This window comes from Streptomyces sp. NPDC053673 (genome assembly GCF_055585225.1).
This window is the reverse complement of record NZ_JBVJKN010000002.1, coordinates 475,420-488,779: the sequence shown is the minus strand read 5'-3', so window position 1 is coordinate 488,779 and position 13,360 is coordinate 475,420. Positions and strand designations below refer to the sequence as shown.

Here is a 13,360-nt window from a genome sequence, read left to right as displayed (position 1 = left end):
GTGGGCGCGGGACTGATCCACGTCCGGCGCGGGCGTAGGCGTGGGCGCGGGACTGATCCACGTCCGGCGCGGGCGTAGGCGTGGGCGCGGGACTGATCCACGTCCGGCGCGGGCGTAGGCGTGGGCGCGGGACTGGCCCGCGTCCGGGTGCCGGACAGGCCTGGCCCGCGCCCGGTGCCGGACAGGCCTGGCCCGCGCCCGGTGCCGGACGGGCCTGGCCCCGCGTCCGGCCCCAGCGCGGGCCTAGTCCGCGTCCGGTGCCGGTGCCGGTGCGGGCAGGGGGATCGCGGCGCGGTCCAGGAGCCCCGTCCGCGCCGCCAGGGCCGCGGCCTCCAGCCGCGAGCCGACGCCCAGTTTCATGAGCACGCGCTGGACGTGCGTACGGGCCGTGCTGGGAGCTATCCCCATGCCCGCAGCGATCAGCCGGGTGTCCTCGCCCTCCGCGACGCGTACGAGCACCTCCACCTCGCGCGGGGTGAGCATCCGAAGCAGCCGCTGCCCCTCGTCGTCGGGCTGCGCCGCCGGGTTCAGCAGCTCGGCGAACGCGCCCTGGAGCAGCTGCGGCGCCACCGCCGCCTCCCCCGCCCGCGCCTTGACCATGGCCCGCTCGACGCCCTCGATCCGCTCGTCGTGCCGCACATAGCCGGACGCGCCGGCCGCGAAGGCCGCCGCGATCCCGCGCGGAGAGGGCACCGGGCCGAGCACCACCACGGCCACCTGCGGCCGTTCCCGCTTGATCCGCACGATCGGGTCGAACACCCCGGGCTCCGCAGGTGTCGCCGTCCCCAGCAGGCACACCTCGGGCGCCCTGCTCACCACGAGCTCGGCCGCCCCCGCCGTGGGCGCCGCCGCCGCGAGCACCCGGTGCCCGCGCAACTTCAGCGCCGAGGCGAGCGCCTCGGCGAGCAGTCTGTGATCGTCGACCACCATCAGCCGCACACCCATCGAGCAACCCCCCAAACATCTGGAGTCGGCCCCCCGGCCCCCCAGCCCTCTGACACCCCCAGCCCTACTGACCCGGCAAGCTACACGCTTGTTCGACGTTGCGCCCGCCCTACGCGTCAGAAATCCCTCGGATCGGCGAAATGCGTGTCGTTCAGGGCAAGTTGACAGCGCCGACAGAACGGAGGAGGTCCCCTCGCCGGCCGGCGAGGGGACCTCCTGATCGCTTCACGGTCAGTTGGTGGTGAAGCTGAGCGCCAGATACTCCAGATCGCCCGAGCCGGAGCTGCTCGGCTTGCTGAGCATCGTCTCGGACATGAACAGCCGGCCGTTGGTGTACTTGATCTCGGCGTAGTCCATGCTGAAGCTGGTCTCCGCGTCCCGGATCGACTCGTCCGCGGGGTTCTCCAGCAGCACCGTCTGCTTGAAGGTGCCGCCGTCGATGCTGATGATCTGGCCGCCCTTGTCGTACGGGGGCCGCTTGTACGCGATGATGTTGCCGCCGTCCATGCGCAGCGGGTAGATCGTGTACCGGTCGCCCGCGTCGGCCTTGTCGGTGGTCGGCTTGCCGGTGTTCAGGTCGAACGACACGATCTCGTTGGTGTCGCCGTATTCGCCGCCGCCCTCGTGCTCCTCCGTGGGCAGGTACAGCCGGCCGTTGCCGACGACCGCGTTCTGGCAGGACTCGACCTCGGTGGAGCCGCAGCTCGCGTCGAACCGGTCGGCATCCGCGGCGATCTTGACCTTCAGCTTGCCGGTCTTCTCGTCGACGACGAAGAAGTCCGAGATGCTGCTGCCGTCCCCGGCGGTGTCACCGACGTCCGCGGCGACGACCAGCGGCTTGGTGGAGACGATGCCCGCGTACTCGACGCCTGCCGGCATCTTGAACGAGGAGGCAGGCGCTCCGGTCGCCGGGTTCAGCGGCTGGATGACGACGTGCTGGCTGCCGTACTCGCCGCACTTGCGGGCCGCCACCAGCGCCTCGCCGCCGCCGTAGCCCATGTCGTAGCAGTTCTCGGCGTTGGCCTCGGGCTTCCAGCGGATCGCTCCGGTGCCGAGGTCGAAGGCCGCGCCGCCGTCGGTGCCGCCGGCGGCGACCGTGTTGCCGCTCAGCGTGATCTCGTTGTAGCGGACCTTGTCGTCACCGGTTCCCGTGGTCGACTTGGTCCACAGGAGCTTGCCGGCCTTCAGGTCGATGGCACCCACCTCGGTGCACGTCTGGTAGTTCTTCGGCGGGACGCGCTTGGCGGGCTCGAAGGCGATCGCGGTCTTGTGGTCCGCGGTGGCGTGCCGGGAGGCCGCGCACACCTGACCGGGCAGCGGAATGGTCCACAGCACGGTGCCCTTGGCCAGGTCGTAGCCGACGACGGAGTTGATGCCGGTCTTGACGTAGGCCGAGTCGGTGACCCAGGAACCGACCACGCTGGTGGTGTCGGTGACCTTGGGCTGCGGCAGCTGGAAGGCCACCTTGGCCGCGGTGTTGGCGGGCGCCTTCTCCTTGCCGCCACCGCCGATGGCCTTGCTCTTGCCGCCGTCGGCGCCCTCGGTCGAGCCCTTGGCGTCGTCCTTCTTGGAGTCGTCGCCGCCGCTCGACGCGAACCAGACACCGCCGGCGACGATCAGGACCACCGCGACGACCGCCGCGATGATGATCTGCATCTGGGTGTTCAGCTTCTTGCCGCCGCCAAGGCCGCCCTGCTGGGGCGGCAGGTACTGCTGCTGCGCGGGCTGGGTCGGGTAGCCGTACGGCTGCTGCCCCATGGGCTGGGTCGGCGGCTGGCCGGGCGGCGGGGTCTGCGGATAGCCGTAACCGGCGGGCTGGCCGGGCGGCGGCGTCTGCGGATAGCCGTAACCGGGGTTCTGCGGGGCCGGGGTGGGCGCGCCGAAACCACCGGGCGGAGGATCCTGCGGGGCGCCGAAGCCACCGGGCGGAGGGTCCTGGGGCGCGCCGAAGCCGCCCTGAGGAGGAGCCTGCGGGGGCTGGTTCGGAGCCTGCGGCGGCTGGTTGGGCGGCTGCGGTGGCTGCGTCATGCGTACGTACCTCTGAAGAGAAGGAGTCTGTCGGTTCCGGGACGTCCGTCGGACGCGGTCACTTGCCGAAGGCCATCATCGTCTTCGTCTCTTTCTCTTCCTTGTCGTTCGACGCACTGACCCGGCCGCTCGCGATGAAGAAGCGGCCGTCCTGGTAGGCCAGCTTCGGCGACCAGAAGGAGCTCTCGATCTGGGCGGTCGACGCGGGGTTCTGCAGGACCACGGCCGGCTTCCCGCCGGTCGGTGCCAGCGTCGCCACCGCGCCGCCCGCGTTGTACGACGCCTCCATGTACAGCAGGACGCTGGAGCCCTCCATCCGCAGCGGGATCATCGTGCGGTCGGCGGGCGCGTCGGCGCGCCACTTGACCTTGCCGGTGCCGAGGTTGAACGCCACGACGGAGTTGGTGCGGGCGGCGCCGCCCTCCTTGGGCTCGGTCGCCATGTAGAAGGTGTTGGCGTCGGCGGCGACGCCGACACAGCCCTCCAGGGTCTTGCCGAAGACGACGAAACCGCCGCCGCAGCGGGGCTGGAAGCGGTCCTTGCCGCCGTCGATCTGCGAACGCAGCGTGCCGTTCGCGTTGAGCGCGATGACGCTCCACTTCTTCTGTTCGCGCTGGCTCAGCGAGACGACCAGGGGGCTGACCGAATAGACCTTGTCGACCTCCCAGTTGGCCGGGAGCTTGTAGGTCCACTTGGCCTTGCCGGTGACCGGGTCGAGCTCCTGGAGCTGTTCCTGGGTCTTGTCGATGTCGCCGGTGCGGCAGGACTCGGCGGCGATCAGCTTGGGGCCGCCGGCGAACGCCTCCGGCTGGCAGTTGCCCGGCAGCTTGCCGAACAGCGGCTTGCCGTCGCTGATCCGGAACGCATCGGCGTTGCCGGTGCGGGCGGCGGTCACCGTGTCGCCGCTGATCGCCAGCGTGATGTCGGAGAGCAGGTCGAAGGCGCCCTTCTTGGTGATCTCCTTCTTCCAGCCCGCCTTGCCGGTCTTCAGGTCGACCAGCTGCATCTGGGTGCACTTGGCGTCGCTGGTGGTGCCGTCCTTGAAGCCGATGACGAGCTTGCCGTCCTCGGTGCTGCGGACGGGCGCGGCGCACAGCTCGCCGGGCAGCGGCAGGGTCCACTTCTTCGTGCCGTCGGCGACCGAGAAGCCGGCGAGCTCCTTGTACATGCCCTTGACGACGAGGTCGCCGACGAACCACGGGCCCTGTGTCTCGGCGCCGTTGCGCGGCAGGTCGATGTCGTTCTTCGTGAGCCAGAGCACCTTCGACTCGCCGTCCTTGCGACCGGCGTTGAGGTCGTCCGCGGCGTTGCGGCCTCCGCCGCTGCCGTCGCCCTGGTCGACGGAAGCCGAACCGCTCGGCCGCGGCGACGCGCTCTGCTTGGCGTCGGGCGACTTCTCGTCGTCACCGCCGCTCAGTGCGAACCAGGTGCCGGTCCCGATGACGAGGAGGGCCGCCACGGCCGCACCGATGACGACACCGGGCTTGCCCTTGAAGAAGTTGCCACTGCCGCCGCCCTGCGGAGGCGTGGGGGCGCCGGGGTACTGCGGCTGGGTCGGGTAGCCGTAGCCGCCCTGCGGCTGTCCGTACGGGCCAGGCTGCTGGTTGTACGGACCGGGCTGCTGGCCGTACGGACCCGGCTGGTTGTACGGGCCGGGCTGGCCGGGGGCCTGCTGCGGGTAGCCGTAACCGGGCTGCGGCTGGCCGGGCGGCGGGGTCTGCGGATAGCCGTAGCCGGGCTGTCCAGCGGGCTGTCCGGCAGGCTGTCCCGCGGGCGGCGCCGCCGGGGCCTGCGGCGGGACCGGCGGCATCTGGGGCGGCTGCGCGGGCTGTTGGGGAACCTGGTGCTGAGGATCCTGCGGAGAGCCGAAGCCTCCCTGCGGCGGTTGCTGGCTGGGCGGCTGAGTCATTTCAGCTCTTCCCCCTTTGTGCGGTCCACAGCCCGACCGGCCTCCCCCGCGATTCCATCGGGCAGTTGCCTGAGGAAAGGAGCGAATCGGACATGGATTGCGCAGCGTCACGTCAGTCGAGCGGGGTTTCTTTCTATCACCTGGCAGTTGGGAAAAACGGGGCCGGTCCGCCCCTGTACCCAAGGGAGAACCGGCCCGTGATGCCGTTGTTATCGGGAGTCCCGGGGGGCGCCCCGGGGCGGTGCGGTCGGCTCTGCACGCTTTCTTCGCACACGCCCTCAGGCGTCTTCGGCGAGCTCCAGCCAGCGCATCTCCAACTCCTCGCGCTCTGCGGCCAGTTCGCGCAGCTCGGCGTCGAGTTTCGCCACCTTCTCGAAGTCGGTGGCGTTTTCGGCGATTTGCGAGTGCAGCTTGGTCTCCTTGTCGGAGACCTTGTCCAGTTGCCGCTCGATCTTCTGCAGCTCCTTCTTCGCGGCGCGGACGTCCGCTGCGGACTTCTCCGGAGCGGCGGACTTCTCGGACGCGGCGGGTGCCGGGGCCGCGGCCTCGATCATCCTGGCCCGGCGCTCCAGGTACTCGTCGATGCCGCGCGGCAGCATCCGCAGCGCCGCGTCGCCGAGCAGCGCGAACACCCGGTCGGTCGTCCGCTCGATGAAGAAACGGTCGTGGGAGATGACGATCATCGAGCCGGGCCAGCCGTCGAGGAGGTCCTCCAGCTGGGTCAGGGTCTCGATGTCGAGGTCGTTGGTGGGCTCGTCGAGGAACAGCACGTTCGGCTCGTCCATCAGCAGCCGTAGCAGCTGCAGCCGGCGCCGCTCACCGCCGGACAGATCGCCGACCGGTGTCCACTGCTTCTCCTTGGTGAAGCCGAACTGCTCGCACAGCTGCCCCGCGGTCATCTCCCGGCCCTTGCCCAGGTCGACCCGGTCGCGCACCTGCTGGACGGCCTCCAGCACCCGCAGGGCGGGGTCGAGCTCGGCGACCTCCTGGGAGAGATAGGCCAGTTTCACCGTCTTGCCGGTGACGATCCGGCCCACGGGAGGCTGCTTCTCGCCGTCGCTGCGGGCGGCTTCGGCCATCGCGCGCAGCAGGGAGGTCTTGCCCGCGCCGTTGACCCCGACCAGGCCGACGCGGTCGCCGGGGCCGAGCTGCCAGGTCAGATGCTTCACCAGCAGCTTCTCACCCGCCTGCACCGTCACGTTCTCCAGGTCGAAGACCGTCTTGCCGAGCCGTGACGAGGCGAACTTCATCAGCTCGGAGGTGTCGCGCGGCGGCGGCACGTCCTTGATCAGCTCATTGGCGGCCTCGACCCGGAAGCGCGGCTTCGACGTACGGGCGGGGGCGCCGCGGCGCAGCCAGGCCAGCTCCTTGCGGACCAGGTTCTGCCGCTTGGCCTCCTCGGTAGCGGCGATGCGCTCGCGCTCGGCGCGCGCGAAGACGTAGTCGGAGTAGCCGCCCTCGTACTCGTAGACCGTGCCGCGTTGGACGTCCCACATGCGCGTGCAGACCTGGTCGAGGAACCAGCGGTCGTGGGTGACGCACACGAGGGCCGAGCGGCGCTCGCGGAGGTGGCGGGCGAGCCAGGCGATGCCCTCGACGTCCAGGTGGTTGGTCGGCTCGTCCAGAACGATCAGGTCGGGCTCGCCGATGAGGAGCTTCGCGAGGGCGATACGGCGCCGCTCACCGCCGGAGAGCGGGGCGATGACGGTGTCCAGGCCCCGCGGGAAGCCGGAGAGGTCGAGACCGTCGAACAGCCCGGTGAGCACGTCGCGGATCTTGGCGTTGCCCGCCCACTCGTGGTCGGCGAGGTCGCCGATGACCTCATGCCGGATGGTGGCGGAGGGGTCGAGCGAATCGTGCTGGGTGAGCACCCCGAGGCGCAGCCCGCCGCTGTGGGTGACCCGACCGGTGTCGGCCTCCTCCAGCTTGGCGAGCATCCGGATGAGGGTCGTCTTGCCGTCTCCGTTGCGCCCCACGACACCGATACGGTCCCCCTCGGACACGCCGAGGGAGACCCCGTCGAGCAGGGCACGGGTGCCGTACACCTTGCTGACTGCCTCGACATTGACCAGGTTGACGGCCATCAACGCTCCAGATGAGGGGATCGAACGGCCTCCCAGCCTAGTCGCCGGAAGTGACACCGCCCGCCGCGAGGGCCGTGCGGCCCTCTCGGCCCGTGCGCTCCACCAGGAGCCAGCCCACCAGGGCCATCGCGACGGCGGCCGGGGCGGTGACGGGGAACGCGATCAGCGTAGCCGAGCGGCCCTCCAGCAGACCGGCGAAGCCGACCATCGACAGGCCGAGCACACCGAGCAGACACAGGGTGATGCCGAGGGCGGCGAGCGGGCCCGGGCCGGGGGTGAGGGGTGCGGGCGAGGGCCGTTCGAAGCGGCGGAACACGGCGACCAGCACCGCGGTCAGGACGGCCGCGGCGGCGATCCGCGGCGGCGTCTGGGCCCACCAGGCGCCCGAGGCCGGGGCAGGCAGCGGGACGTCGAGGGTGAGGAGGGCGCCGTAGACGCCGAGCATGGCGGTGAGGTGCCACAGGAAGGCGGTCATGGCGATGCCGTTCGCCGCGACGACCGTGCGCCAGACCCCCGGCCGGGCGACCAGCCGGGCCCCGGGTCCGCGCAGCAGCTCCACCGCGCCGACCAGCCAGAGGCCATGGCAGAGGAGGGCGAGGGTGGGCGGGGCCATGTTGCTCACCCGCTCACCGGGCAGGCCCACCATGCTCAGTGGGTACGGCCCGAAGGCAACGAGCGCTGCGGCGCCAGTCAGGCCCACCCCGGCCAGAACGTACGGCTTCGGGATACGGCCGTCGGCTCGCAGGAAGCCGAGCTGGTGGACGGCCAGCCAGACGAACGCAAAGTTCAGGAACTCCACGAAGGGGACGCCGTACGCGAACCGGAGCACGTCCACCGCGACCGCCCCGCCCGCGAGCGCCCCGAACGCGCTCCAGCCGTACCGCTCGTGCAGCCTCAGCAGCGGCGGGGTGAAAGCCACCATCGCCAGATAGATGCCGATGAACCAGAGCGGCTGGGTCACCAGCCGCAGCGTGACCCCGGTCAGCCCGCCACGCCCGCCGAGCAGTTGGACGATCAGCGCGACTGCGCCCCAGACGATGACGAAGACCATCGTGGGGCGCAGCAGCCGGCGCAGCCGGGCGCGCAGGAACGCCGCGTACACGGATCCGTCCGGCTGCTTGCGGCGCAGCGAGCGGTAGGAGAGGGCGTGCGAGAAGCCGCCGACGAAGAAGAACACCGGCATGATCTGCAGCGCCCAGGTGAGGACCTGGAGTTCCGGCACGACGGCGAGCAGATTGCCGACGCCGTCGGCGGTGACGGCCGCCATCAGCCAGTGGCCGAGCACGACGGTCCCGAGTGAGGCGACCCGGAGCAGGTCGACGTAACGGTCCCGGGTGTCCGGTGTGGCTTCGGCGAGCGCACGAACGCTTGATCCCATACGGGTACGGTCGCGCCGAAGGGGCTCCGGGCGTCAGCGCTCTCGTACTCAACTCCCGTATGAGTACGCGACCCTGCCCGGGTGGACCAGGACCGGCCCCGGCCCTGTCCGGGCGATCTTGTCGGGGCCGCGACGACAGGGCCTGGGCCCGTGTCACCGGTGCGATGCGTCCCCTCGGCCCTCCGGGCCTGGGGAGACCCCATGTATCTGACGCCGCGCGCTGGTCCGCCGGGTACTGCGGGACAGCCCTCAGAGAACCGTCGCGCCGGGCGCCGGCGACTGTGCCACCCGTGCCGTGCGGCAGGTGCCCGAGGCCGTCAGGGCCTCGGCGATCTGGTCCGCCGCGTCCCCGTCCTTCGCGAGGAACGCCGTCGTCGGTCCCGAGCCGGACACGAGCGCGGCCAGCGCCCCCGCCTCCGTGCCCGCGGTGAGCGTGTCCGCGAGGGACGGGCGCAGGGAGAGCGCCGCGGGCTGCAGGTCGTTCACCAGCGCCCCGGCCAATGCGCCCGCGTCGCCGGTGCGCAGGGCGTCGAGCAGCAGCGGGGAGGCCACGGGGGCGGGGACGTCCACGCCCTCGTTCAGCCGGTCGAACTCCCGGTACACGGCGGGGGTGGACAGTCCGCCGTCAGCGACCGCGAACACCCAGTGGAACGCACCGCCGACCGGCAGCTCGGTGAGCCGCTCGCCCCGGCCCGTGCCGAGGGCCGCTCCGCCGACCAGGCTGAACGGCACATCGCTGCCGAGTCCGGCGCAGATGTCGAGGAGTTCGGCCTTCGACGCCCCGGTGGACCACAGCGCGTCGCACGCCAGCAGCGCGCCCGCGCCGTCGGCGCTGCCGCCCGCCATGCCGCCCGCGACGGGGATGTCCTTCGCGATGTGGATGTGGACGGCCGGGTCGATGCCGTGGCGGGCGGCGAGCAGCTCGGCGGCGCGCGCGGCGAGGTTCGTACGGTCCAGGGGGACCTGGTCGGCGTCGGGGCCCGAGCAGCTGACCGTCAGGGATTCGGCGGGGGTGACGGTGATCTCGTCGTACAGCCCGACGGCGAGGAACACATTGGCCAGGTCGTGGTAGCCGTCGGCCCGCGCGGCGCCCACCGCCAGCTGGACGTTGACCTTGGCGGGCACTCGTACCGTGACGCTCACTTCTTGGCCTCCGCGATGCGCGCGAACTCCTCCACCGTCAGGGACTCGCCCCGCGCCTGCGGGGAGACCCCGGCCGCGACCAGCGCCGCCTCGGCGGCCGCCGGGGAGCCCGCCCAGCCGGCCAGCGCGGCCCGCAGGGTCTTGCGGCGCTGTGCGAAGGCCGCGTCGACGACGGCGAAGACCTCGGCCTTGGAGGCGGTCGTCCTCACCGGCTCGGTACGCCGCACCAGGGACACGAGCCCCGAGTCGACGTTCGGCGCGGGCCAGAACACATTGCGGCCGATCGCGCCGGCCCGCTTGACCTCCGCGTACCAGTTGGCCTTCACGGACGGGACGCCGTAGACCTTGTTGCCGGGCTGGGCGGCCAGCCGGTCGGCGACCTCGGCCTGGACCATGACCAGCGTGCGCTCGATGGTCGGGAAGCGGTCCAGCATGTGCAGCAGGACGGGTACGGCCACGTTGTACGGAAGGTTCGCGACGAGCGCGGTCGGCTCCGGGCCTGGCAGCTCCTGGAGGTGCATGGCGTCGGAGTGGACGAGTGCGAAGTGGTCCTTCTTCGCGGGCATCCGGGCGGCGATCGTCGTGGGCAGTGCCGCGGCGAGTACGTCGTCGATCTCGACGGCGGTCACGCGGTCCGCGGCGTCCAGCAGCGCGAGGGTGAGCGAGCCGAGTCCGGGTCCGACCTCCACCACCACGTCGTCGGGGCGCACTTCGGCGGTGCGGACGATCCGGCGGACCGTGTTGGCGTCGATGACGAAGTTCTGGCCGCGCTGCTTGGTGGGGCGTACGCCAAGCGCTGCGGCCAGTTCACGGATGTCGGCCGGGCCGAGAAGGGCGTCGGGGCCGGCGGGATCGGTGGTGCTCACCGGTACAGCCTACGGCCGCAGTGCGGCCACGGGCTCGCCCCCCGCTGCACGTAGAGCTTCTTCGCCCGGTACGTCTGCTCATCGGCGGGGGCGTCCTGCGGTCTGCCGCGGCCGCCGAGTGCGTGCCAGGTGCCGGTGTCGAACTGGTACAGCCCGCCGTACGTACCCGACGGGTCCACCGCGTCCGGGCGGCCGCCGGACTCGCACTGCGCGAGCGCGTCCCAGTTCAGGCCGTCCGCCCCGGCGACCGAGTGGGGCAGCGGTCTGGTGCCGACCTTGACCCGCTGGGTCACCGGTTCGCGCACCAGCTCCTCGGCGATCTTCGTGGGTTTCTGCGTGACGCCGTTGACGGTGCGCAGGGCGTAGGTGACGCGGCGGGTGCCCTTGTGTCCCTGCTGTTCGACGACCTCGGTGCCGGTGTGCAGGGACGGGTCCTCGGTCGTCACGGTGTTGTACGGGACGGGCTCCTCGCGGACCTGCCGGCCGGCGGTGATCCGCATGACGGTGACGGTCTGGCCGTCGCGCGGGAAGCTGCCGGGCGGTACGGAGGTGGTGTCCTGGCCGCTCAGGGTGATGCCGGCCTCCTCGACCGCTTCGCGCACGGTCGCCGCGTTCGTACGGATGGTGCGTTCGCGGCCGTCGGCCATGAAGGTGACCGTCCGCTCGGTCCGTACGTGGAGGGCGAGACCCCTGCGGGAGATCGGCATAGAGCGGGACACGGACAGGAACGCGCCCTCGGCACGGACCCCGACCTGGTGCAGTGCCTCTTCGACGGTGCGGGCGGTGGTCCACACCTGGCGGCGCCGCCCGTCGACGGTGAGGGTGATCGGCCGGCCGTAGCGGACGACGATCTCGTCGCCGCTTGCGAGCGCCGAGCCGGGCGCCGGGGCGACGATGTCGTGCTCGCCGACGGCCAGCCCCTCGTCACCGAGCAGCTCGTTCACGTCGTCGGCGAAGGTGTGCAGGGTGCGTGGGACGCCGTCGACGCTGAGCCGGACGGCCTTGTCCGCGGCGACGAAGGCGGAGGTGCCGCCGGCGAGGAAGGCGACGACGAGCGCCTGGGGGACGATGCGGCGCAGGCCTTCCACGGTGCCGCCCGGTGGGCCGGGCCTGCGGCGACGGGCGGCACGGCGGGCCTCCGCACGGCCGCCCGTCGCCGGGGGTGCGACGGGCACGTCCGGGACACCGGACGCCTCGTCCGTGTCGGCGCCGTGCGCGGCTTCGCCGTACGCGCCGTACGCGTCCTCGCCGTACGCGTCCTCGCCGTACGCGTCCTCGCCGTACGCGTCCTCGCCGTGGATGAGCGCCGTGATGGTCGGCTCGTACGGGGACACGGCCGGGACCCGCACCGGGGCCGGCGGCACCGGCGGCGGGGGCGGGGGCTCCATGAGCCCGGCGGCGCGGCGGACGCCGCGTTCGGCACGGTGACTGCCCTGCGAAGTGCTCACGAGGCCGGGACCCTAGCCGAGCGATGTCACTCTCCAAAGCAACACGACTACGCAGTGTCGCGCCACTGACCCGTGACCCCTCCCGGAGTGTGACTGTTCGTTATCGTTCAGTAATCAAATGCGCGAGCCGTGTTCGCCGCGATCGCCTCCGACATGGCGTCCTCTCCGATCCCCCGCACCGCGGCCATCGCGCGGACCGTGACCGGAATGAGATACGGCGCGTTGGGCCGTCCGCGGTAGGGCGCGGGCGTCAGGAACGGCGCGTCGGTCTCCACGAGGACGAGCTCCAGCGGGGCGACGGCGAGGGCGTCGCGCAGCGGCTGGGCGTTCTTGAAGGTCATGTTGCCCGCGAACGACATGAAATACCCGGCGTCCGCGCAGATCCGGGCCATGTCCGCGTCGCCGGAGTAGCAGTGGAACACGGTCCGCTCGGGAGCGCCTTCCTCGGCGAGGATGCGCAGGACGTCGGCGTGCGCGTCGCGGTCGTGGATGACCAGGGCCTTGCCCCGCCGCTTGGCGATCTCGATATGGGCGCGGAAGGAACGCTCCTGCGCGGCGATGCCTTCCGGTCCGGTACGGAAGAAGTCGAGCCCGGTCTCGCCGACGGCCCGCACCTGATCGAGGCCGGCGAGCCGGTCGATCTCGGCGAGCGCGTCGTCGAGGGCCGCGTCGCCGCCGCCCTCCCTCGCCCCCTGCCGGGACCATCCGGCGCGGGGGGTCTGGGGGGCTTGCCCCCCGGAAAGGGGTGTGCCGTGCACGATGCGCGGCGCCTCGTTCGGGTGCAGGGCCACGGCGGCGTGCACGTTGTCGTGTGCGGCGGCCGTCTCGGCCGCCCAACGGGAGCCCTTGATGTCACAGCCCACCTGGACGACGGTCGTCACACCGACCGACGCGGCCTTCTCGAGGGCCTCCTCGACGGTGCCGCTCTGCATGTCCAGGTGGGTGTGCGAATCGGCGACCGGCACCGCAAGCGGGGCGGGCAGCGGCGGGGGCGTGTCGCTGGGCTTGGAACTCATGACCACGATCGTACGAGGACCGTGGCCATGGCCTCACTTACGGCGGTGGAGGCCGCGCAGGACCTCGCCGAGGCGCCGGTGCCGCGCGGCCTCGTGCCCGGCGTCGGGGCGGGGCTCCGTGGTCTCCGGCTCCGTGGCTTTCGGCTCCGTGGTCCCCGGCTCCGTGACCCTCGTCTCCGAGGCCCTCGCCTCCGAGGCGGGGACGGGTCCCGCGGTGGCGTAGTTGGGGGGCGTGATGTGCTGGCGCCGGAGCGACTCCGCGAGGGAGGAGACCTGTCCGCCACGCATGATGCGGACCTTCTGGCCACCGCAGTTGAGGCAGGCGAGATGGGTCAGCGGAGAGGGAACGAGCTGCCCCTGTACGCGGTACATGAAGAACGGCTGGCCGCTGCCGTCGGTGTGGTGCTCGATGTCGTAGGTCTGCTCCCAGCTGCGGCCGCACCGCATACAGGCGAAGGCGTACGACTCCTGCACGGTCTCGGGTGCGGCGACCGGGATCGGTCGTGTCCCGCTCGGGGTGCCCGCTATCTCACTCATGCCAGC

10 protein-coding genes are annotated in these 13,360 nt (G+C 71.8%); all 10 read right to left on the bottom strand.

Annotated elements, in window-relative coordinates; genetic code table 11:
• Positions 1-243: 243 nt before the first annotated feature.
• Positions 244-945: a helix-turn-helix transcriptional regulator gene (locus tag ACZ6ZQ_RS05455; protein ID WP_469767225.1), complete on the bottom strand. Its 702-nt coding sequence runs from the start codon at positions 943-945 to the stop codon at positions 244-246.
• 231 nt (positions 946-1,176) lie between these two features.
• A complete protein-coding gene (locus ACZ6ZQ_RS05450; RefSeq protein WP_469767224.1) occupies positions 1,177-2,973 on the bottom strand; it encodes an outer membrane protein assembly factor BamB family protein in 1,797 nt (598 codons plus the stop codon).
• A gap of 58 nt (positions 2,974-3,031) precedes the next feature.
• Positions 3,032-4,882: an outer membrane protein assembly factor BamB family protein gene (locus ACZ6ZQ_RS05445; RefSeq protein ID WP_469767223.1), complete on the bottom strand. Its 1,851-nt coding sequence runs from the start codon at positions 4,880-4,882 to the stop codon at positions 3,032-3,034.
• Positions 4,883-5,160: 278 nt separating this feature from the next.
• Complete coding sequence (locus ACZ6ZQ_RS05440; protein ID WP_469767222.1) at positions 5,161-6,966, bottom strand: ABC-F family ATP-binding cassette domain-containing protein; 1,806 nt, start codon at positions 6,964-6,966, stop codon at positions 5,161-5,163.
• Between the two features lie 37 nt (positions 6,967-7,003).
• On the bottom strand, positions 7,004-8,344 hold the full coding sequence (locus ACZ6ZQ_RS05435; RefSeq protein WP_469767221.1) for an acyltransferase family protein: 1,341 nt from the start codon (positions 8,342-8,344) through the stop codon (positions 7,004-7,006).
• Between the two features lie 249 nt (positions 8,345-8,593).
• Positions 8,594-9,487 (bottom strand): 4-(cytidine 5'-diphospho)-2-C-methyl-D-erythritol kinase, encoded by an 894-nt coding sequence (locus tag ACZ6ZQ_RS05430; protein ID WP_469767220.1) that lies wholly within the window; start codon positions 9,485-9,487, stop codon positions 8,594-8,596.
• Positions 9,484-10,353: a 16S rRNA (adenine(1518)-N(6)/adenine(1519)-N(6))-dimethyltransferase RsmA gene (rsmA, locus tag ACZ6ZQ_RS05425; protein WP_469767219.1), complete on the bottom strand. Its 870-nt coding sequence runs from the start codon at positions 10,351-10,353 to the stop codon at positions 9,484-9,486. Before rsmA ends, ACZ6ZQ_RS05430 begins: the two co-directional genes overlap by 4 nt.
• Positions 10,350-11,741: a ubiquitin-like domain-containing protein gene (locus tag ACZ6ZQ_RS05420; protein ID WP_469767327.1), complete on the bottom strand. Its 1,392-nt coding sequence runs from the start codon at positions 11,739-11,741 to the stop codon at positions 10,350-10,352. The genes rsmA and ACZ6ZQ_RS05420 overlap by 4 nt, the downstream gene beginning before the upstream one ends.
• 167 nt (positions 11,742-11,908) lie before the next feature.
• Positions 11,909-12,817: a TatD family hydrolase gene (locus ACZ6ZQ_RS05415; RefSeq protein ID WP_469767218.1), complete on the bottom strand. Its 909-nt coding sequence runs from the start codon at positions 12,815-12,817 to the stop codon at positions 11,909-11,911.
• 33 nt (positions 12,818-12,850) lie between these two features.
• A complete protein-coding gene (locus ACZ6ZQ_RS05410) occupies positions 12,851-13,354 on the bottom strand; it encodes a hypothetical protein (protein ID WP_469767217.1) in 504 nt (167 codons plus the stop codon).
• Between the last annotated feature and the right edge of the window lie 6 nt (positions 13,355-13,360).

What these genes read in the sequence shown, in the direction of transcription:
- ACZ6ZQ_RS05455 (WP_469767225.1), bottom strand. Translation starts at nt 945, where the DNA reads ATGGGTGTGCGGCTGATGGTGGTCGACGATCACAGACTGCTCGCCGAG.
- ACZ6ZQ_RS05450 (WP_469767224.1), bottom strand. Translation starts at nt 2,973, where the DNA reads ATGACGCAGCCACCGCAGCCGCCCAACCAGCCGCCGCAGGCTCCGAAC.
- ACZ6ZQ_RS05445 (WP_469767223.1), bottom strand. Translation starts at nt 4,882, where the DNA reads ATGACTCAGCCGCCCAGCCAGCAACCGCCGCAGGGAGGCTTCGGCTCT.
- ACZ6ZQ_RS05440 (WP_469767222.1), bottom strand. Translation starts at nt 6,966, where the DNA reads ATGGCCGTCAACCTGGTCAATGTCGAGGCAGTCAGCAAGGTGTACGGC.
- ACZ6ZQ_RS05435 (WP_469767221.1), bottom strand. Translation starts at nt 8,344, where the DNA reads ATGGGATCAAGCGTTCGTGCGCTCGCCGAAGCCACACCGGACACCCGG.
- ACZ6ZQ_RS05420 (WP_469767327.1), bottom strand. Translation starts at nt 11,741, where the DNA reads ATGGAGCCCCCGCCCCCGCCGCCGGTGCCGCCGGCCCCGGTGCGGGTC.
- ACZ6ZQ_RS05415 (WP_469767218.1), bottom strand. Translation starts at nt 12,817, where the DNA reads ATGAGTTCCAAGCCCAGCGACACGCCCCCGCCGCTGCCCGCCCCGCTT.
- ACZ6ZQ_RS05410 (WP_469767217.1), bottom strand. Translation starts at nt 13,354, where the DNA reads ATGAGTGAGATAGCGGGCACCCCGAGCGGGACACGACCGATCCCGGTC.